The sequence below is a fragment of the Chitinophaga rhizophila genome, from assembly GCF_019492185.1.
GTDB classification, from domain to species: Bacteria; Bacteroidota; Bacteroidia; order Chitinophagales; family Chitinophagaceae; genus Chitinophaga; species Chitinophaga rhizophila.
The window spans coordinates 354,755-376,755 of sequence record NZ_JAICCF010000005.1 but is presented as its reverse complement, the minus strand read 5'-3'; the positions used below and the strand labels follow the sequence as shown (position 1 = coordinate 376,755).

Genomic DNA, 22,001 nt, shown 5'->3' with positions numbered 1-22,001 from the left:
TCCTTTGTGTTATAAAATTACACATTTGTGGAAACGATTCATATCAGCCTGAAAGATAAACGCAAAGCAGATAGTATCCTTACCAGACAATATACGCAGACGCAGGCAACTGCCTATACAGCAAGCCGGTCAGCCAGTCTCTGGGCGCGTTTCATGCAATATGCAGCATCTCAGCAACAGTACCGTTTTGCATGGCTCGCATTTTCATTTTTCATGCAGGGATGCGTGCTTGTTCCGGTTACGTTGATGATTGTGGTACGGCATGGTAATCCGTTTGAGCTGTGGATACCCGTATTGATCGCCTTCGTACTCACGGAAACGACCAATCTGGCCGCCATGCCTACCAAGGTAACTGTACCTGTATTCTGGGCCGGCGTGGTGATAGACCTACTGGTGATAGCCAGCTGTTATATACTTTACTAAACGCAACATTGCACTATGAAACACGACATTGAGACCACAGAAGACGTACAGCTGCTTGTAGATACCTTCTACAACAAGGTAAGAGACCACGAAGCCCTGGGATATATCTTTGATGATATTGCGAAAGTAAACTGGGAAAAGCACCTGCCGGTGATGTACAGCTTCTGGGAAACGGTGCTCTTCGGCAAAGCAGGATTCAAAGGCAACCCTATGGCAAAACACATGGCGCTGAATAATGTGACGCCGCTAACGGAAGCACACTTTGCAGCCTGGCTGGTGATCTGGCATCAGACTATTGACGACCTGTTTGAGGGGCACATGGCGCAGAGCGCAAAAAGTAAGGCAGAACTGATGAAAATCATGATGCTGAGCAAAATGCAACGACTCAATACCAGCAATACTGATATACCTATAACTGCACACCCGGTGTCGGGAGTTAACATGCAGCCGGCATAACTGGTAATATCAACAGTCACGGCGATTTGCAGGGTCATTCCGGATAGTCTGGAATGACCCCCTTTTTTATAGGCTCAGGCACTATCTTTGCACCTGTGGGTAAAGCTAATCCATGCCAGCCATGACTAAGAAACACCTGTCTTTATTAACACTACTTTTTTCAGTAGGCTATTCTGCTACAGCACAACAAACACCTGCTGCCATACCCGTTCAGTTTACACTTAAGCAACCCGGATATGTAACACTGGTGATCGAAAACAGTGATGGTGCAAGGGTACGTAACCTGATCTCAGAAACTTACTTCCCTGCCGGTACCAATTCCGTGCAATGGGATGGTCTGGACGACCTGGGCAGAGATGCCGACGGTGCAAAACACGGCGTATATCACATCCCAGGCAAGATGGTTGCACCCGGCCAGTACAAAGTACGCGGGCTGGTCAGAGGCGCTATCAATGCACATTATGAAATAGCCACCTACTCACCCGGTACACCACCGTGGCGTACCGAAGATCATACAGGAGCATGGCTTGCCAATCACACCCCTCCACAGGCAGCATTGTTTGTGCCGGGAAATGCCTCACCTACCGGACAACCAGCAGTACTACTTGGCTGTTATGTAACAGAAGGTCCGGACGGCCTTGCATGGATAGATATGAATGGCCGCAAGCGCGGAGGCCGTAACTGGGTAGGTGGTGCCTGGACAGCAGCGCCGTTTATTGCTGCGGATAAAGGCCCGAAAGCTATTGCCGGCAATGATATCTATGTGGTGTCAGCCTGGGAGACAAACAAACAATCAGGCCTGGCAGAGCTGCGATTGAATGCATTGAGCGCTAATAAGAAGAATGATTACTCCGTTAAACAGGTGATAAAACGTTCCATTGGCGCTATACCGTTGGAACAGGTAAAAGAAACCATTACCGGCTTTGCCGTGAATAACGGCATTGCGCTGATTAGTATGGCCGGCAGGAATCGTATATTGATTGCAGATATTGCCAAAAGTAAACTGACAGATAGTATCAAAGCCAACGCACCAACCGGTATGTGTTATGATAAAGATGGCAGGCTGTTACTGCTGGCTGGCAATCAATTGCTGCGCTTCTCCGGCTCATTACCCGATAATAAAGGACAGACGCTGATCAGTAGTGGACTGGAAGATCCTTTCGGCATCACACTGGATAACAGTGGGCGTATATATATCAGCGACCGTGGTAAAAGCCATACCGTAAAAGTCTTTGCACCCGATGGCAAATATATCCGTCAGATAGGCACGCCCGGCGCACCTGCCGCAGGTCCCTATGACCCGCAGCATATGAATAATCCTGCCGGCATCACCATCGATGCACAGCAGCAGTTATGGGTTACTGAAAAGGATTTTCTGCCTAAAAGAGTCAGTGTATGGTCGCTGGAAGGTAAACTGATCCGCGCATTTTATGGCCCACCGAAATATGGCGGTGGCGGCGCTTTGGACCCCAAAGACAAATCCCGCTTCTATTACACCGAAGAAGGTGGCGCTATGGAGTTTGCACTGAACTGGCAGACGGGTACCTCTTCTGTGAAGCAGGTGTACTACCGCCCGGATGCAGATGATATGCCGTTAGCCTTCCGGAGCGCAGCGCCTGAAACACCACTGTACTATAACGGACAACAATACTTCACTAACTGCTATAATAGTAGTCCGACCAATGGCTGGACCACCGCGTTCCTTTTCATCAGGCGTAATGGCATAGCAGTGCCCGTTGCAGCTATGGGCCAGGCATCACAGTGGGACTTACTGAAGACAGACGCTTTTAAATCAGGCTGGCCACAGGGCGTCAACCTGAATGCGAAAGGCGCATCTGCACAGTCTTTCTTCATCTGGCAGGACCAGAATGGAGATGGTAAGGCGCAACCAGGAGAAGTGACCTACCAGAAAGGCGCTACCGGTGGCGTAACGATTATGCCAGACCTGTCTTTCTGTATCGCGCGCGTGAATGACAAAGCAATGCGCTTCACAGTGACAGGGGTGTCAAAAGCAGGTGTACCGATGTACGATATTACGAAAGGTAAAGTACTGGCGCAGGGAGTATTGCCACCAGCTTCATCGGGCGGCGACCAGGTATTGGAAGGCCCGGATGGTTGGAGCGTAGTGACTTTGGGCGTTAAACCCTACTCCAACCTGTCGTTAAGTGGGGTAAGAAATGGCGTACCGATGTGGAGCTATCCGAGTCTCTGGCCCGGGTTGCACGCATCACACAATGCACCCGAAGCAGACCAGGCAGGACAGCTGATTGGTACCACCCGTTTACTGGGCGGCTTCTTTGAAGCGAAAGGATCGAATGCGGGACCATTATGGGCCATCAATGGTAACCATGGTAATGTATATGTTTTTACTGCGGATGGCTTGTTTGTAGCCACCCTTTTCAAGAATATGCGTAGCGGGCAGCAATGGCGTATGCCATCCGGTAAAAGAGGCATGTCGCTGGATAATATTACCCTTGGAGAAGAGAACTTCTGGCCAGGCATTACCGCAGCAGAAGACGGTAAGATATATCTTGTAGATGGAGCACGCAGTGCAGTAGTCAGGCTGGACGGCTTTGAAACCGTGACCAGGCTACCAGATGTACAGCTGACAGTAAACCAGTCTTCGATAGAACGTAGTTTGTCGGCAATGTCCAGTGCAGCAGCTACCCGGCAACAGGCAGCAGGGCCGAAAATTTTGCAGGTAAGTATCAGTAGTAAACCGCCCGTAGTGGATGGTAAACTGAATGACTGGACACAAGCCTCCTGGGCAGATATCGATAAGCGTGGCGTAAAAGGCTACTTTAATTCCAGTTCCAAACCCTATGATGTATCAGCAGCACTCCTGGTAGCCAACGGACGGCTATATGCCGCTTTCCGTACCGGCAATGCGAAATTGGTTGATAACTCCGGCGAAATGCCGCTGGCCCCGTTCAAAACAGGTGGAGCACTCGACATAATGATCGGCTCTTCTAATCCAAAGGCAGACCCGGCACGTCGTACAGCCGCTGCAGGAGATTACCGCCTGCTGGTAAGTATGGTCAATGGTAAGCCCCAGGCATTGCTGTATAAGGCAGTAGTACCCGGAACAAAATCAGATGATAAGGTGCCGTTCTCCTCTCCTTCCAGGACGATTACTTTCGATAGGGTGGATAATATCAGTAGTCAGGTGCAGTTTGCCGGTTCTGAGGGCAATTACGAGCTTTCTGTGCCTTTAGCGGTATTGGGTATCCAACCGGTAGACGGCTTGCAGATTAAGGGTGATATAGGCATTCTGAGAGGCAGCCAGGGAGAGACAACGTCACGGCTATACTGGAGCAATAAAGCGACAGGTATAACAGCAGATGTACCTTCTGAAGCGCTCTTGTCCCCTAACCTGTGGGGGTCGTTCCGGTTTAAGAAGCAATAGACGGTCATACCGAATCATGTTAGCGTCCGGTATCAGTTTACAAGACTGGTACCGGACGCTGTGCTTTTACAGCGTCAGTGTTGCTGCTTGTCTGTTCCAGCCAGCTTTATCTGTCTGCGCCTTTCACGACTGCAATCGTGTTGCGGTACTTTCACGTATTTTTATATCAGCGCCGTTAATGGCTGCACACATTGTTTAACCCGTACGCTGCCAACTGATTAAATAAGCGAACGATCACCATAGTTATTCTATAATTCATAACCATGCATATTGCATTTGTAATCGACCTTCTCTCATTTGAAGGACTGGGTGCCACCCTGACGTCGCTGGTCCGGAACTGCACAGACACGTCCCGGCTGGACCTGCACTTTATCTGTAATAATGTGAAGAACCGGCACAAGAACAATATCCTGATGTTGCTGCAGACAGAAGGTTACCATGGCCGCACGAAATTCTACGACTTTGACGCTGCACAGCAGTTTTCGCACCTCAATGCCGTTAACGGCTCCCGTACCAGGTATGGCAGGTTTCTGATACCTAAATTGATTGAAGCCGACTATGTGCTGAGTCTCGATACAGACCTGGTCGTGCTGTTAGATGTACTGATGCTGGATAATGTACGCTTTGAAGATCATTTCCTGGCAGCAGTACCAGCAGGCTCGTTCAGGAGTACGTTGGAGAGTAAATTGTTACCCGGGCAGCTCAGCGTATGCACAGATGAGCGATGTTTTAATGCCGGGGTATTGTTGATGAATCTGCCGGTATGGAAAGAGAGGGATATCTGTCATGAGATCGACAAGATATGCGTACGTCATCCATCGGAACTGACAGCGGCAGATTATACCGTATTGAACGAAGTGTGTAACGGTACATTCCATCACCTGGAAGAGCAGTACAACAGCAATTGGGCACCAGGTCAGGCACAACCTGCTGATGGAAAGAATGTGATTGTACGCTTTGCCGGCACGCCGAAACCGTGGGATTTCCTTGGGAAAGAGGTGCATGCGGGGTATAAGCTATGGACAGACTATGACACAACTTTCTGGGACAGGAGATATAAAAGGATCGCCTTCGCTGCTTTGCAACGCATCTGGCAGATCAGGAAGTCATTAGTAAAGTATTATCTGAAAAAGACCCGGCAGCTGAAGACAGCAGATGCTTTGCAGGTAAAACGCATTTGATTCCTCCAGCCATATACAATAGGCCCGGTACAGGTAACGTATCGGGCCTTATCGTCTTATTTATGCAGATCCCATGCTTTGAGGGTTTCTATCTTCACGTCGCCGTCCTTGGCAAAAGCAGCTAGACCGGTTGCTTTCTCAGACGGGAACAGCAGGGTTGTTAACACTTTCTCTCCACCGTTTACAAACACTTCCAGTGAGGATTTATCTAGCAATACCTGGAGGCTGATTTTGCCGGCTACCGGCTTCACCGTCAGCTTATCTGTAATAACAGGTGCTTTACCTTCTTCTACAGTAGCTACATACAATTCATTCCGGCTCACATTATATCCCAGGATGGTCTCACGCTTTGCCGTCTTGTCCTGCGTCAGTTTAAAACCAAAGTCGGTCGCCGTGCCAGGTGTAAATACCGCATCAATCCAGTTAGTATTGGCGTTAAACCTGTTGCCTTTGGTCAGTTGTAGCTCATTACTGCGAAGGGAAGTCTGCTGCATAGCCAGCCTTGCAGATGCCGGCAGTGCCGCCAGTTTCTCAGCCAACACGCCGCTTGGCTGCTGATACAGGCGTACACCTTCGGAGGTAGACTTGAGGAATAGATCCCGCGGGATAGACATCTGTCCCCTCCAGGGATGCGTAGGCGTATCAAAGGGCATCAGCCATCCGAGCATAGTCTGACGGCCATCAGGCAGGTTGTTGTAAGGGATTGCAGCATAAAAGGTCCGGCCATAGTCCACAAACTGCTGATGTTCCGGTTTATTATCATTAGTAAATGTCTTACCGTCAAAATCACCGGTGAAGTATTGCATACCGGTAGCGGCATCCTGGTTACCAGAGGAGATCATCAGTAACCACTTCTTCTTCCCTGGGTCACCGTCTACGTAAAGCGGCGTCAGCGAAGGGCATTCCCAGATCTTACGCACATCTCCCTGGTCGCCAAATTCACTTAGCAGCGTCCATTCCTTCAGGTTTTTGGAGGCATAGAACTGTAATTTGTGTTCCGCAGGTACAGCCACTGTCATTACCCATTGCTGTTGTTCTTCCATCCAGATAACGCTGGGATCGCGGAAGTCTTTCTTCTGGATATCTATTACAGGGTTCCCGGCATATTGGGTAAAGGTGGTTCCTCCATCATTACTATATGCGAGGCACTGGGTTTCCCGCTGCTGTTTCGGCAGGTCGGCAGTATACACTGCTACCAGTGGGGCCTTTCCTCCTGTTCCAAAACCACTGGTGTTTTTGCTGTCCAGTACAGCGCATCCAGAGAATATCCAGGTGGTCGTGTCTTTGGTTTCTATTTCCGGGATAGCGACCGGCAGGTGTTTCCAATTAAGCAGGTCTTTACTGGTAGCATGTCCCCAGCTCATATGCCCCCATTTGTTCTCGTATGGGTTATGTTGATAGTACAGGTGATATTCCCCGTTCAGATAGATTAATCCATTAGGATCGTTTGTCCAGTTCTTTGCAGGCGTAAAGTGGTATACAGGACGCCATTGAGGAGTAGCCTGCTGGTCCTGGGCCAATGCCACTACCGGCATACATGCAGCCAATAGTGCAAACAATTGCTTTGTCATACGGTGGAACTTTAGTACGCCGTAAAATAGGCAAATAATTCTTTAAACAAAATGAGTCCGCAGGCATTCACCTACGGACTCAGTATTATTAAGATTTCGTTTAAGATCAGAGTTCGGCAAAGATTTTTTCCCTGCTATTGGCCAGGAGGTCCAGTACATCCTGTTTGGTACCGGTGAATGGGCCTGAAGACTCAATGTTGAGGGTGGCCATGGCCGCAGCAAATTCACCCGCCTGTTGCAGAGAAGCGCCTTTAATACGCTGATACAGGAAACCTGCCATATACGTATCTCCGCAACCGGTAGCATCGATGACCATTGTTGGTACATATGCCGGTATACGATGGAACACGCCATCGGCATAGATCACAGAGCCCATACTACCCAGCGTGATAACTACTTCCTTAACACCCCACTCAGCCAGCACCATAGCGCCTTTACGTACTTCTTTATGTCCGGTCAGCACTTCCATTTCATGCTCATTGGCTTTGAGTGTATGGATATATTTCAGCGCTTCCTGTTTAGCCGGCCAGTCAATAGCGTGTACGTTATGGTTTTCTACCTTACGGAGATAACCCTGTACGTCCAGAGCAACTTGTCCTCTTGTGGAGAGAGACCTGATCAGCTCAACCGGAATATCGTCTGCCAGTAATGGACCGAGGTGAAAGATTTTAGCTTCAGTATGAGAGAGTGCTTCTATGGAAAAAGGATCTGCTTTTTGTAAAACACGCTGCGTGCGATGATCCTGGTTTTCGGAGTAAATATTCTCGAAATAGACAGTGTGTCTGCTTGGTAAGGCGTCAATTTCTATGCCTTTGGCTCTCAGGTCGGCTACAGTGTTCATCTCACTTTCAGCAAGTGCAGTTACCAGCCTGTATTTAATATCCATATGACGGATAGCATTGGAAAAGTAAAATGAAGTGCCTCCAGCCATGTGTACCACTGATTTTGTGGTTACTACCTTATCCAACGTGATATGCCCTACACAACAAATATCGTACATGTACTTTCTTAATGTGATTAATATTCCAGCTAAATAAACGTCAAATATAGTTAATAGATGACTATCTGCACGGGGAATAGTGTATTTAAAGCGCTATAGCTCAGGTTCAATCTGATAATCAGCACCTTAACAACAACACACTACTCCGGGACCGCTGTATGCTGCGTGCCGGTTGCGGGTGGGGTAAGGGCAGTTTCAGGGAGGGGCTTGCCGGGGACTCTCCTGGGCAGGTATTGACTGTGGCCTGCCGTTCCATTTATGGCTTTTGCTTCTACCTAACCGGGTTATAGTCCTGTGATACCTGTCATGTGAGGATATTACTGATATTATACTTACCATATGTGTGTTAGGGTCTGCCATTCCATCCAGGGATTCCTCAGCATCACTTTAACAGGTTTTCAAATATGGAAATTATATGATGCCAAAACACGCCCAGACGGTTATTTTTTATTCTAAATAATTTATTTACATTCACTTAACCCTTTTTACGAATAGACTGTAGTCAACCAAAGAGCACATTCCGATATTTCCACCAATCCATTTTCTATTCCATTCACATTTAAAACAAAAAATCGCTATGAAAAGACATCGACTATTACCCCTGGCGTTGCCCCTCATGCTGCTAATGACTGTAGCTTCCTGTAGAAAAGACGACAAAACCCTTCGTGTTCGTGACGGCGTATTAACACCCCAAAAGCACCAAGACAGAAGTTTTCTGATTATCGCCAAAGAAGGCGCAAAACTGGAAGGTATTTCCGAGAGCCTGACACAGTTGCGTGTAAGGAACTTTAAGTTAAAATCAGCCAACCAGGAACTGGGATTGATTCGCGTACAGACGCCTGATCCTTCTTTCCCGGAAAAAGCAAGAAAGATTGCTGATGTACAATCGGTAGTAGTGGATGTAGTGCTGAACTGGCGGCTGCCGGAAAAGACATTCCGCGCCAATAAGCCTTCATCTAATGCAGTTTCCAATGCCAAAAGTAATCCGCTTGCCAACAACCCGTTTAGCGCGTTACAGTGGGGTCTGCAATCCATTAAAGCGCCTCAGGCATGGTCCAAAGGTTATCGTGGCAGGGGCACTAAGGTGGCAGTACTTGATGGTGGCTTCCTGCTGAATAACCCGGAAATCAAACCTAACATCATTCTGACTCATAGCTTCATTGAAGGAGAGGAAGTACAGTACCATGGCCTTGAAGGCTTCAGCCACGGGTCGCACGTAGCAGGTACCATTGCAGCCATTGACGATGCGAATGGAGTAGTTGGGGTTGCCCCGGAAGCTAAGCTGATACTTGTGAAAGTATTGAACGATGCCGGTAGCGGTCCTTTCAGTAGTATCATTGATGGTATATTCTATGCCACTAATCATAATGCAGACGTTATCAATATGAGTCTTGGCGGCGAGCTGCCACGTAAGACCTTCACCGATGATAATGGCACCCCTGATGACCCATCTGATGATTACGTAGTAGAATATAACAGGGATGTCAAAGACCTGATCATCGCCATTAACAGGGCTACACTGTATGCCAACCTGCGTGGTACGACTGTAGTAGCAGCCGCTGGTAATGATGCCTATAACTACGATGTTGAAAAGCGCTTTATTACTTATCCGGCAGCTGCACTGGGCGTAATTTCCATAGCTTCTAATGGTCCGCTGGGCTGGGGCATCAACCAGGACACCACGCTGTACCTGCCATCGATCTTTACCAATCATGGTAAGAACTTCGTGTCTTATGGAGCGCCAGGCGGTAACTATTCCATTCCTTTAAATACACAGATAGTTACTGTAGCAGGTATCACCTACTTTGAATATGTGTTTGACTTTATCTTCAATATCGGCTTCTGGGACGAAGAAACCAATGAATACGGCTATGGCTGGTCTTCCGGCACCAGTATGGCGGCTCCGCATGCAAGTGCTGCCATTGCCTTACTGTACGGAAAACACAAGAATATGAACCCGTTACTGGTGGAACTGATCCTACGTAAGTCATCCAATGACTATGGCGCGCCAGGCAGAGATCCGTTCTTTGGTAACGGACAAATAAATGCTGGGAAAGCGGTAAGCTACTAAACAGATAAATAGACCGGTATCAGGGATCAGGCATTGTTTCCAATGGCTGATCCCTGATGCCTACTTTTTGCCATTTTTATTATAATCCAGTACCAACTGACAGAATATTTTCACGCCGGCATCCAGGCGGGAATCATCGATATAGAAGTCCGGAGTATGGTGAGCGGCTGCTTTAGCAGGGTCTTGTCCTGGAGGAAGACCTCCCAGAAAGAAGAAGAATGCGGGAGCTTTATCTCCATAGAAAGAGAAATCTTCTGCACCGGTAGTCCATTCAGCCTCCTGTACATGTTCCTTCCCGATAGCCGCCTCAATGCTGGGTAACATCTGTTTCACCAGCGCCGGATCATTATAAGTCACCTTTGTTTTAGTATCAATAGAAACTTCGGCAGTCGCACCTGATGCTTCCGCAATCTTCTGTGCAGTCAGTTTCATCCGCTCGTGTACTTCTTTTTGCATCCTGCTATCCAGCGTACGGATGGTACCCTCCATTACCAGTTCCTCGGGGATGATGTTACTTCTTACCCCACTATGTATCTTACCGACAGTGATAACCACCGGTGCCTTAGTCAGCTCCGCCTGACGACTTACGATAGTCTGAAACGCCTGAATAATCTGTGCAGCCACAACTACCGGGTCTATTCCATGCCATGGCTGTGAACCATGTGATTGCCGGCCCTTCACTTTAACTACAAACCAATCACTGGATGCCATTTCTGCCCCGGATTTGAACTTCACTGTACCCACAGGAGTCTGTGAGTTAATATGCATCCCGAATATGGCATCCACTTTCGGATTGTCCATAACGCCTTCTTTGATCATGAGTGGCGCACCTCCTTCTTCATCTCCGGGAGCTCCTTCTTCAGCCGGTTGAAAGATGAACTTCACCGTACCTGGCACCTCTTTTTTCATTGCAGAGAGCACAGTAGCCGCCCCAAGCAACATGGCTACGTGGGTATCATGCCCACAGGCATGCATTACGGGCACTTGTTGTCCCAGATAGTCGGCAGAATCAACAGATCTGAATGGAAGTGTCGCTCTCTCGTATACTGGCAGGGCATCCATATCGGCGCGGAGGGCTACGACAGGTCCTGGCTTACCACCTTTGAGCAATGCTACTACCCCGGTTTTAGCAACACCGGTCTGCACTTCCAGGCCTAATGCCTTTAATCTTGCAGCTACGTAAGCGGCTGTTTTATACTCCCGGTTAGATAATTCAGGATACTGGTGCAGATACCTTCTCCAGGCAACCACAGAATCTTTCACACCAGCAACATGTTTACCCAGGTCTTTCTGCTGGGCGAATGATAGCAAAGGAAATAATGTAAGAAGTACGAATACCGGGGATTTCATAAGTGACAACTGATTTTGGTTGAGTGATACAGACAAATTATGCATTTTCCGGGGATTCCCATAATAGCCTGTATTACTGTTGACTGTCCCCTATACTCACCGTAATCAGTGCAATAGGAAGTAATAATCATCAGAGATACTGATCATGGTCATACGCCACCCCGGTACAGGCTGCTAATTTGCAGTGTCAAATTAAGTAAACGGATTTATGAAAACACTACTCAAATCGATCGCATTATTGTTGTTTATCCACCCTATCACCTTGAACGTTTTCTCCCAGGTTCAGTATCAGCAGAGGAATGACTTCAATCTCACCATCAATGGTACCTCCACTATGCATGACTGGGAGATGAAGACATCCAAAATTGCCTGTAATGCTACTTTTACATTCTATGAAGATGGAGAACTGGGTGGATTATCCCTGCTCAATTTTACCATGCCTGCAGAAAGTATGAAAAGTGAACGGACAGGTCTTGATGCAGTTGCCTATAAAGCGTTAAAAACAAAAGAATATCCGACTATTACCTTCAACCTGATAAAAGCGGAAATTTCCAAACAAGGCACTTTGATCAGTTGTAAAGGTACACTGAATGTTGCCGGAGCCACCAGAGAAGTTGACCTGGTAGCAGCTGCGAAGATCAACAAAGACCGTAGTATCAATATCCGAGGCAGCAAACAGATAGATATGCGGGATTTTGAGATTGATCCACCCACTTTCCTGTTCGGAAAATTTAAAACAGGAGAACTGGTTACCATCAACTTCGACCTTACTTTCAGACAATAATTGATAGATTTTCAGCACCCCTTGCTGAAAACAGGTAAAAGTCCATCAGCATCTGCTAAAATATGCGCACCGGGTACAAGGCAATTCCGGATCTTACAGCGGCTAAAGAATACTTATTTAAACAGGTCTATACATGAGGAAATCATTCGGAGTACTCCCACTATTAGTAGCATGCATGCTGATGGGAAAAGATGTATCCGCACAGCAGAACGAAGGGGTACATGAAATGTCAAAAGACTACCAGGCTCCAAAGGATCCCCTGGTTATCAGAAAACTATCAAAATGGCAGGACCAGCGCTTTGGATTATTTATGCACTGGGGCACCTATACATTATGGGAAGAGGTAGAAAGCTGGAGCATTTGTCCTGTGGACTGGGTTGTAAGAAAAGGCCCCTATAGCGAGGATTATAATGTTTACAGGGCAGCATATGAAAACTTGCAGCACGACTTTAATCCGGTTGATTTCAATCCTGAAAAATGGGAGAAAGCAGCAAAGGCAGCCGGTATGAAGTATGTGGTGTTCACCACCAAACACCATGACGGCTTTTGCATGTTCGATACAAAAGAAACTGACTATAAGATCACAAGTACTAATACGCCGTTTTCAAAGAACCCACGGAGTAACGTGACCAAAGAGATCTTTGATGCCTTCCGTAAAGACAGCTTTATGATCGGCGCATACTTCTCCAAACCAGACTGGCACAGCCAGGATTATTGGTGGAAATACTATCCCCCTGCGGATGAACATGCCAACTATGATGTAAAGAAGTTCCCGGAACGCTGGAAACGCTTCAACGACTATACCTACAGACAGATAGAAGAACTGATGACAGGTTATGGTCCGATTGATATCCTTTGGCTGGACGGCGGATGGGTTAGAACCAATAGTAAACGCAATGAAATACTCGATATGAAGGGTATTGTAAATATGGCGCGTACTCATCAGCCAGGCCTTATAGTAGTTGACAGAACAGTTCCAGGTGAGTTTGAGAACTATACTACGCCTGAACAGTCAATTCCTGATAAACCATTGCCTTACCCATGGGAAACCTGCATGACAATGGGTAACTCCTGGACGCATACCTCCCGCGATGAATTTAAATCATCCCGTACGCTGGTAGAAACGTTGATCAAGATTGTATCCAGAGGTGGTAACCTACTGCTGGGTGTAGGTCCGAGTGCTAAAGGCGACTGGGCTCCGGACGTCTATAAGCGCATGGAAGATATGGGTAAATGGATGGACATCAATGGCGAAGGTATACATGGCTCAAGACCTGTAGCGCCTTATTCCGAAAAAAACATCTATTTCACACAGTCTAAAGACCAGCATTCATTATATGCATTCTATACATCTGAGACAGATGAAGTGAAGCTGCCGGCCGAAGTAACTTTCTCCGTACAGGATGTGAAAAAAGTGAATAAAGTGACATTGTTAGGCAGTAAAGCAAAACTACAATGGACGCTGAAAGACGGACAACTCACCATCCGGGTTCCAAAGAACATACAGGAAAAAAACGGCCTGAAATACAGCGCCGCTTTCAAGATTAACGTGTAGTGCGCAAACATACATGTGAAGGGTCGTACCGTCTGACGGTACGGCCCTTTTGCTTTATTTTAAAGCAAAGACAGTTAACGTTCCTTTACAAATCCTTTAACTTTTTATTTCAATACGATTCTTCATTTTTACACCGTCACCTATACATAAACCTATAAGAAATTGACATGGCAAAAAGATCTACAATTGTACTGGCATTAATTGCAATGATGACCTTAGCTTCTTCGACAGGCTTTGCTCAGGCTAAAATTGCCTACGTAAATATGCAACAACTGATAATGGGTATGCCTGAAGCAAAAAGGGCCTTTGATACCCTGCAGCTTTATCAGCAGGAGATGTCAAAAGACGGACAGGAACTGGTAAATGAGTTTCAGGCTAAACTGGCTAAGTTCCAGGAGACCGAAGCGACACTCAACGCTGATATAAAGAATCTGAAGATTAGAGAACTGGAAACAGCTAAAGCCAATATAGAACAGTATAATGCCAAAATGGAGCAACGACTGAATGAAAAGGAGCAACAGATGACTGCACCCATTATTGCTAAAGCAAAGAAGGCAGTTGCTGACCTGGCCGCTGAAAAAGGATTTGTATGCGTACTTGATAACTCAAAGGATATTGTTATAACGGCTACCTGTGAGGATCTGTTACCAGCAGCGAAACAGAGACTTGGTATTAAGTAGTCATTCATCCATTGTGAACCTAAAGGGCTGCCTCAGAGAGACAGCCCTTCTTTTTTCGTATGCTATGCCAGTGGTCGTTACTGACGGGTCCATTCCTCATGGATAGGGTCTCCTTTAGAGCTCTTACCGCTATGATCCCACTTATTGCCGTCTACAGCACCCTTAAATGAAAGCGTTGCTCCTACCCTGCTGTTGTCTCTCGAGAAAAATTCGATCTTTTCCGTATATACTCCGTTCTCGAACGAGTAGGTACCTCCGCCAGTTCCAAAAAACTGCCCTGTTTTAGTATTCATGGCAATCCATTGAAACTTTGTACCTGTCAGGATTTTGATAGTTTTCCGGTCTCCAGGTTTCATCTGGTTCATCTTTCCGTCAATCTCTCTACCAGTGATCTGCCACACACCAGTCATCTGGCTGTTGCCCTCATCCACCCGCGTCCAGGTAATATTTTTACCACCCATAAAAGTGATAAGGTTGTTGCCTTCAAATGTAACGCTAGGCTCCATCGTCTTCCCTACCTGTGATGAGTCTGCCGAATCAAACTCTACCTTCGTATTTCCTGCATCAGTCCAGGTACCGCCGGTAGTAGACTTAAATCCGGAAGCATCGTAGTTGACTATACTATAGTAACCAGGTGTTACCAGTAATAATGATGTCGTATTCCCGGACAACGACTTCCATGCACCTATTACAGGAGGTTGAGCATGGGCATGTATACCGGTGACTGTTAGTAGCAAAATAAAGAATGAGGTGATAAGTGCTTTCATAATCTGGTGGATTTTATATTGTAAATGTAAGGCATAACCCCTGCTTCAGTAAAATAAAAAAACCTATCTTGACAAGCATCCAATAAATAAATGATGATGAATCAATCAACTAATAAAAGTGCAGCAGAACGGTATCTTGACCACCTTGACCAGATCTTTCAGGTAGAGCCTGAATTTTATAATGAAGTAAGCCAAATACCCGGACTACCCGCTGTAACCGCAATTGTATACAAAGACATTCCTAAGAAAGGATATACCACTGCATTTACTTATGGACTGTCACTAGCCACTCATCCGGAGTGGAAACTTGGTCGGCCTGAACTATGTGTATGTGTCGCTTCTGACGAGAGTGCCTGGGCACATGTGGGCGCTTATATCGCTAACAAATTACGTGGCGACTGCCCTTTTCTTTATGGAGAAACGATCAATTTTGGTACACGTGTGAGCCCGGACTCAGAAATGGACGCGTTCCTGGTATTTGCGCCCAGCATCCTTGAAAAAGAGGCCTACACCAATATTTATGTAGGCGAAGACTACCGGATCAACATTGCAGGCCTATACCCTATCTACCAGGAAGAGATATCGGTGTATGAAAAGATAGGGTTAAAAGAGTTCTGGCATCACCCTGACTTTGATAATTACAGCGTGAACAGGAATAAGATCGTATTATAACAGATCACATCTGACGTATCACTCAAGTAATGACTTCTCTCCAAAGACACTAGACCAAAAAATACTAAATATCAGGGATGGTCTTTTCTCCTATTTTCCAATAGCTTTACCCGCTATAAAATCTAAAGTTCGGATATAAGATGTCACATAGAATGTATTTGTATAACCTCTCCCAACCCATGGTTGTGGCAAAGGACCAGGAAATAGCAGACTTACCACTGGCCAGTTACGGTACTAATACCGAAGATGTACAGATGATGATGGAATGGGGATATGAACTACCGCTATTCTTTTATCCGCTGTTCAGTGGTGAAATAACTATCGATACCCCCATCTATAACGGATCTGAAGGTGGCCTCTATGCACCTGCAGCACCTGGCATAACAGCCTTCTATGCGCTGTATGATTTCATCACAGCACATCAGGAAACGCTGATAGATGATATACCTGCCTTTCAGAAAGCCAAGGACAAGATCATGGCCTATTTTGGACGCAAAGTCATACACAATACGTTTCACCTGGATGCATGGGACGTATTTAATATGTCAGATGAAGCACATGCCGACCTTGCAGCAACATTACGCCAGGAAATACAGGAGACAAATACTATTATCAGTATAGCTATCGCTGCGAATAACCCGGCCTTGCTGGATGATTGTCCGCTGTTCCATAATACAGGCTACTACTACAATAACTTCAGGGACCTGCTCAACGGGGCAAATTATGACTTTGGATGGCAAGTACTGTCTTCTTCCGTTTTTGCTGATGAAGAAGAGCCAGAAACATTTACCGAAGGCAGCCTTTTTGGACTAAAGAACAGTAATGGATCCATCATTGCGCCAGCCATATATGACGAGATATATGCATGGCCATATGGATCTGAACTGGCAATTATTTTCAAAGAAGGCAAAGCAGGATATATCGACAAGTCAGGGACAGAAGTCATTCCTTGTCAGTTTGACGATGCCTTTGACTTTGAAAATGAACTGGCTATAGTAATAATAGCAGGCAAGTTCGGTGTCATTGATACCAACGGCGGCTTTAAGATCAACCCTCTTTATGATGATGCTCATTTCCTGACCTGGGAATGCATGGCTGTTAAACAGCAAAACCTATGGGGCATCATCAACTATGATAACGATATATTACTTCCTTTCACTGATGCTAAAGAAATCATTGCTGAAGACCAGCATGGCTTCTCCTATTTTAAGCTGATCGGGCACCAGGAAGAAGAAAAATACTATACACATCGCTTTCATTTCCTTACTGATGGACCAGTTGAAGCGATCGACCATTTTGAAGAATACTATATCGTCAGCAAGGATGGTTACTCCGCTTTATTTGATCAGGAGGGCACCCTATTGCTGGGTTACGACTATCAGGAAATCCGTCATGAATACCTCCTGGGATTATTGATAGTAACGTCTTCTGCTGGCTCGGGGCTATACAAACCAGGGCATGGCTGGATACTGCCCTGTGCGTATGACCAGATCATTCCTTTAAAAGACGCACAACAGGAATCAGATGGCACAGCATACGCTATCGTGAAACAACACAAAATAGCCGGACTTGCCGCTGTCAGAGATACCATACGCTGGATATTACCTGTTGCTTACCAGGACTTCAACTGGCTAAAAGAAGGCCATATAGGCTATAAAGAGGGCAAGCTATGGGGAGTTGCCACAACCAATGGGCAACTACTTAGCAAAGCAACCTATACGTCCATCAACGGTAAGCAAGGGCATCTGTCCTTTGCACTTGCGCTCGGATTTCAACCTGGCGGTATTGACGTTATTGACGAGGATGGGATAATACGCCCGCTAACGCCGTCTGAAGCCCTAAATGAAGTTGACACCTATCCCCAGGCCTATTTCTCTAAAAAAGAAATTCAGCAGCTGAAAGACCTATCTGCATCAGCAGAAAAGGCATTTGAGCTCAATGATGAGGGACTTCAGATGAAAGAAGCCGGAGAATATGAAAAAGCTATTGCCCTTTTTAACGATGCAGCCGAAGCAGGTTATGCCGGGGCACTCACCAATATTGGTCATATCTACGAAGTAGCACCTGGATATAAAGATCCGGCAAAGGCGATCGCATACTATCTACAGGCCGCCAGATCAGGAGAGCCCTATGCCATGTCTAACCTGGGACTTACCTACATGTACGGAAAGGGAATTGAACCTGATATTCCCGAAGCGCTCAAATGGCTGAAAAAAGCCGCTGCAATGAAACATGCAGATGCGTTCGTGTACCTTGGAGACATGCATTATCTGCCTCAGTTCAATCGCGTAAATTATGACAAAGCGCGTGAATATTATACAGCTGCTTTCTTTAGCGGAATGGATATAGCCGACGCTTTAGGACATATCCATGAGATAACGGAAGACTATCAACAGGCACACTATTACTACCAGCAGGCTGCAGATAACGGCAATGCGTTTGCACAATGGCGGCTGGCAGGTCTATATATGGACGGTAAAGGCGTAGACACTGATTTACATCAGGCGATGGAATTGTTGCTGCAAGCTGTAGAAACACAGCCGGAAGCACACATCTATCTGGCCACACTATACGCTACTGCACCATTTCTTGATGAACAGAAAGCACAGGAACATCTTAAAGCGGCAGAACTCCTGGGTCTGTTATAACAACTACACAGCGACGTGCGGTTTTTTCTGGTAGTCTATATCAGGATTGATCGCACGTAGCTGATCAATAAACGCTGCTTTATTCTTCGGAGATACTAATATCGTTTCATACTTATTAAACCGCAACTCCAGCCGGTCCAGCGATGCCGCCGGAGCGCTCAGCGGATTATGCGTATGCCTGATACGATTAATTGTATTAATGTGAACAGTCCTTTTGAAAAGTATACCGCATCTGATTGCCAATTCATTACCGGTAATCTTATAGTCAATAGACATGATAGTATAAAATGTAAAAGCGGCTGTCAGTGTCATTATACCCACTAGTCCCCAGGTTCGTGTAATAGCTGCCGTAACTATTACTGCCAGGAATATTACCAATACCGGGATAAATATACCTTTGCTTACAGCCGATTTATAAGTAGTCATGCCAATTCTTTTAGTTGCTAAATGTACTAAAAAAAACAGCTACTTATATGCCCCGTCAGCGCTTCTCAGACCTACCCATCCTTCTTACAAAGCCAGAATCGCGGCAACCGCCTTCTTCACCGGTGCAAGTGCCTTCCACTCCTCCAGCTTACCGCCAATTAATGTCTGCACTTCAATCTTCGTACCATTTGCCACCAGCACTTCATGATACACTTCCAACAGCTTTTTAAGGTCTTTTACGCCCGCTGCGGGCAGTTGTAAAAGACAGGAAGTCATCATACTTTCGAGGGCTATATTATGACGCGCGCTCACCTTCTGCATACGTCCGCCGATAAGATCCGTCCACCTCTTCATAGGTGCCCATTCCAATTGCTGATGGGTACCAATAATCGCCCCTATCTTTCCACTATCTACCGTACCGGATGCCACCCTGTCTATCCATATCTCGGCAGCCATTGAACGGTTGGTACTATCTGCATTGAGCATTGCTGTAGCCAGAAACAGGTAACTCATTTCACGCAAATCATTCTTCAATACATATAGCGCTTCGAGCTTGCGCAGTACCCCTCTCCTCTCTGTCACCTCATCCAGCAGCGCACTATTCATGGCGCTGTCAATAAAATAAGCCAGCTGTATATCCGGATTGCCCGGTGATAATGACAACACTCGCTGTATGTCATTTTCCGATATCTGCTGTTTATTTCCGTTCATATATTCCTGTAGTAAAGGAGTGTCACACACATTTCTATAAATGACGTCTTTACCACCGTAATTGTTTTTAGCAATAGTGACATTCGGACTATCCGGAAAATCCACCTTCAATACAGTTCGCCATGCATCGTACCGCTCGTATTCCTTTTTCTCCTTACTATAATTACCATAGGCAAGATACTTCTGGGAGAAGGTCTTCCATGCAAATTGACCGGTAAGATATGCACGGTTGATCTGAGTATAAGGGAAGTCCTGGAAAGCCTGATAAACCGTTTCAGGAGACTTACACAATCCTGCCAGCATCCACAATACCGGCGTATCAAACGGACCTGCCGGTTGCGCATGCTGATCCAGCAGAAACGCAAGCAATCTTTTGTATTCGCCTTCTAAAACTGCTGCCGCCGTCAGTGCCACAGCACTATTTTCAAAAGACACTCTTGCAATAGCGACCTGCATGTCCATCAGCGCCGGAGCAACGCCAGCCAGCTGGTATGTGTTCAGGCGTTCCACCAGTACAACAGGATCTATCCATCCACCCTTATGTGTAGGCATCGATACCAATGGCAGTTGTATTCCCTGCTGAACGAACGTCAGGGCAGTCAATACAAGTTGCCGGTACACTTCATATGCTTTCACATTTGCAGTGTGCCTGGTCCAGTCACTTACAGGAACAATCATCAGTTTATAATATGACCATTCTGCTTCCCTCTTTTTATCTTCAGCAATCTGTTTATCATATTGTTTCCTGAAGCCAGCTCCTTCCACCGGATATTGTTGCTCAAGCAATAACCCATATTCAATCAGAAAAACCGCAAGTAGTTCATCTAATAATCCTGCGTTACCAGAAATCCCCTTCATCAGCATTTTGAAAGCACGCTGAAAGGCAGGTTCCAGCTGTTTAAAATGCGCTTCCGTGATCTGCTTATGCAGACGGATCACAGATGACAACACCTGTTCCAGGTGATAGTGCTCGTTGTTATCCAACGACTGACTGATCAGAAATATCAGCCCTTCTACGTCTTCGGGTATTGTAATGAGCGTATGCTCACTTAATACAACAACCGGACTGAATACATCTGCTTCAGACGTTGGCGCTACTTCTGGCGGCGCTGTCTGCAGCCATTTACGGACCAGCTCTTTCGGGCCGGCCAACAGTGAGCTTTCCACTGCGCCTATTGCCGTGATCAATTCAGGCGATGTTTCATCACCATAAGCCGCAATCAGTTTAGCAGCTTTTGTTTGTGTTGCATTATCACTACTGATAAATGCATTAGCAACAACCTCACATATGGCGTTTCTATCTGCCGGATACTTCTTGGCCAATACTTCCAGTATTGACAGTGTTGCTGTATGAACAGCTTTTGTTGCAGATGACAACAACACCGGCACGTATTGCAGAAACGTATGCACCTCAAAATCAGCATGCGTACTAATCTTCTTAAGATGCATAAGTGCATTGCCAACTGCCTTGCTTTGTACGGCAGATAAAGCCATCATCAGGTCTGCCTGTACTGTCAGCAGCTCGTGCTCCGCTGGTTGCAGGTATACAAATAAGTCAGCAAACCAACCTGACAACACCTTATTGAAGTTCCTTGCGGAAGCTGCCAGCGCCTCCTTCAGGAGCCGTATTCTGCTGATACGTCCTTTTGCTGCATATTGCTTCAGGACTTCCATCCAGCTCTGGTGATTATTCCCCGGAGTTACTGACCACTTATCAGCCCAGTTCAGGTTACTTTCGTAGTTAAACAGATGCCATATGTGCTCATCCAGCGTAACGGGTCTTTCCTCTATCAACTCCAGTGTAAAGATCGAACCTTGTTGCCTGGCAATACGCGTTGCCGACGGTAATGTTTTGGCAATCAGATCCGGCGACGGCCGTAGATACCCCTTGTCTGTCAGCTGCATTATCAGCCCGTAACCAATGCCAATGTTCTCCTGACTGGCCATGCCGTTGATATAGTCATTGAACCATGAAGGCTGATAAAAATCAAGCAGCTCAAATATCAACTTACCTTCCAGTACATAGCGGTTGATCCAGTTCCGCTCAAACTCTTTTCTGTCACAGCACACAAACATTCCGGATGCTATGATACGCCAATGTTGAGCCGTTGCTCTTGAGCGATATGACTTATTATCCGTAGTCACATATTCGCTATAGTACTTCAACCATTTCCTCAGTTCCGGGATGAGGGCATTTCTATCCTCATCAGACAACAATCTTAGAAACGGGACTATCTTATTTTCTTCTACATTGTCTAAAATCCAAGCAAACTGCTCCTGAATAGTCATATATTTTATTT

At 46.3% G+C, this 22,001-nt stretch carries 16 protein-coding genes; 10 read left to right on the top strand and 6 right to left on the bottom strand.

Annotation, left to right across the window (positions count from 1 at the left end; translation table 11 throughout):
* Positions 1-27: 27 nt before the first annotated feature.
* The 4 genes from K1Y79_RS25785 (at position 28) to K1Y79_RS25770 (ending at position 5,466) form a co-directional block, all read left to right on the top strand.
* Complete coding sequence (locus K1Y79_RS25785) at positions 28-423, top strand: hypothetical protein (RefSeq protein WP_220253096.1); 396 nt, start codon at positions 28-30, stop codon at positions 421-423.
* Between the two features lie 15 nt (positions 424-438).
* Complete coding sequence (locus tag K1Y79_RS25780; protein ID WP_220253095.1) at positions 439-879, top strand: group III truncated hemoglobin; 441 nt, start codon at positions 439-441, stop codon at positions 877-879.
* 121 nt (positions 880-1,000) lie between these two features.
* Entirely contained in the window at positions 1,001-4,285 is a 3,285-nt protein-coding gene (locus K1Y79_RS25775) for a hypothetical protein (protein ID WP_220253094.1), read from the top strand.
* Between the two features lie 263 nt (positions 4,286-4,548).
* Positions 4,549-5,466 carry a glycosyltransferase family 8 protein gene (locus tag K1Y79_RS25770; protein WP_220253093.1) on the top strand — a complete coding sequence of 306 codons (918 nt, stop codon included), beginning with the start codon at positions 4,549-4,551 and terminating at the stop codon, positions 5,464-5,466.
* A 56-nt stretch (positions 5,467-5,522) separates the two neighbouring features.
* On the opposite strand, the gene K1Y79_RS25765 is transcribed toward K1Y79_RS25770, so the two are convergent.
* Together K1Y79_RS25765 and K1Y79_RS25760 are read right to left on the bottom strand one after the other, a co-directional pair.
* Positions 5,523-7,037, bottom strand: coding sequence for a glycoside hydrolase family 32 protein (locus K1Y79_RS25765; RefSeq protein WP_220253092.1), 1,515 nt, complete (start codon positions 7,035-7,037; stop codon positions 5,523-5,525).
* A gap of 106 nt (positions 7,038-7,143) precedes the next feature.
* Complete coding sequence (locus K1Y79_RS25760; protein WP_220253091.1) at positions 7,144-8,037, bottom strand: PfkB family carbohydrate kinase; 894 nt, start codon at positions 8,035-8,037, stop codon at positions 7,144-7,146.
* A gap of 577 nt (positions 8,038-8,614) precedes the next feature.
* Between K1Y79_RS25760 and K1Y79_RS25755 the strand changes: the two genes are divergently transcribed.
* Positions 8,615-10,108: a S8 family peptidase gene (locus K1Y79_RS25755; protein ID WP_220253090.1), complete on the top strand. Its 1,494-nt coding sequence runs from the start codon at positions 8,615-8,617 to the stop codon at positions 10,106-10,108.
* Positions 10,109-10,168: 60 nt separating this feature from the next.
* Here the strand turns inward: K1Y79_RS25755 and K1Y79_RS25750 are convergent, their stop codons facing one another.
* On the bottom strand, positions 10,169-11,458 hold the full coding sequence (locus K1Y79_RS25750) for an amidohydrolase (RefSeq protein ID WP_236059843.1): 1,290 nt from the start codon (positions 11,456-11,458) through the stop codon (positions 10,169-10,171).
* 208 nt (positions 11,459-11,666) lie between these two features.
* Here K1Y79_RS25750 and K1Y79_RS25745 point away from each other — a divergent pair, with 208 nt between their 5' ends.
* From K1Y79_RS25745 to K1Y79_RS25735, 3 genes are all read left to right on the top strand, one after another.
* On the top strand, positions 11,667-12,242 hold the full coding sequence (locus K1Y79_RS25745; RefSeq protein WP_220253088.1) for a YceI family protein: 576 nt from the start codon (positions 11,667-11,669) through the stop codon (positions 12,240-12,242).
* A 133-nt stretch (positions 12,243-12,375) separates the two neighbouring features.
* Positions 12,376-13,797 (top strand): alpha-L-fucosidase, encoded by a 1,422-nt coding sequence (locus K1Y79_RS25740; protein WP_220253087.1) that lies wholly within the window; start codon positions 12,376-12,378, stop codon positions 13,795-13,797.
* A gap of 167 nt (positions 13,798-13,964) precedes the next feature.
* Positions 13,965-14,477 carry an OmpH family outer membrane protein gene (locus K1Y79_RS25735; RefSeq protein ID WP_220253086.1) on the top strand — a complete coding sequence of 171 codons (513 nt, stop codon included), beginning with the start codon at positions 13,965-13,967 and terminating at the stop codon, positions 14,475-14,477.
* A gap of 77 nt (positions 14,478-14,554) precedes the next feature.
* Here K1Y79_RS25735 and K1Y79_RS25730 read toward each other — a convergent pair whose 3' ends face one another.
* Positions 14,555-15,244, bottom strand: coding sequence for a DUF2147 domain-containing protein (locus tag K1Y79_RS25730; protein ID WP_220253085.1), 690 nt, complete (start codon positions 15,242-15,244; stop codon positions 14,555-14,557).
* Between the two features lie 96 nt (positions 15,245-15,340).
* On the opposite strand from K1Y79_RS25730, the gene K1Y79_RS25725 reads away from it, so the two are divergent.
* Together K1Y79_RS25725 and K1Y79_RS25720 are read left to right on the top strand one after the other, a co-directional pair.
* Complete coding sequence (locus K1Y79_RS25725) at positions 15,341-15,916, top strand: suppressor of fused domain protein (RefSeq protein WP_236059841.1); 576 nt, start codon at positions 15,341-15,343, stop codon at positions 15,914-15,916.
* A 140-nt stretch (positions 15,917-16,056) separates the two neighbouring features.
* Positions 16,057-18,564: an SEL1-like repeat protein gene (locus K1Y79_RS25720; protein ID WP_220253083.1), complete on the top strand. Its 2,508-nt coding sequence runs from the start codon at positions 16,057-16,059 to the stop codon at positions 18,562-18,564.
* Between the two features lie 3 nt (positions 18,565-18,567).
* Here the strand turns inward: K1Y79_RS25720 and K1Y79_RS25715 are convergent, their stop codons facing one another.
* Complete coding sequence (locus K1Y79_RS25715) at positions 18,568-18,990, bottom strand: PH domain-containing protein (protein ID WP_220253082.1); 423 nt, start codon at positions 18,988-18,990, stop codon at positions 18,568-18,570.
* 84 nt (positions 18,991-19,074) lie between these two features.
* The gene (locus K1Y79_RS25710) at positions 19,075-21,990 is read right to left on the bottom strand and encodes a DUF6493 family protein (RefSeq protein ID WP_220253081.1); all 2,916 of its coding nucleotides are present in this window, start codon (positions 21,988-21,990) and stop codon (positions 19,075-19,077) included.
* Positions 21,991-22,001 lie beyond the last annotated feature (11 nt).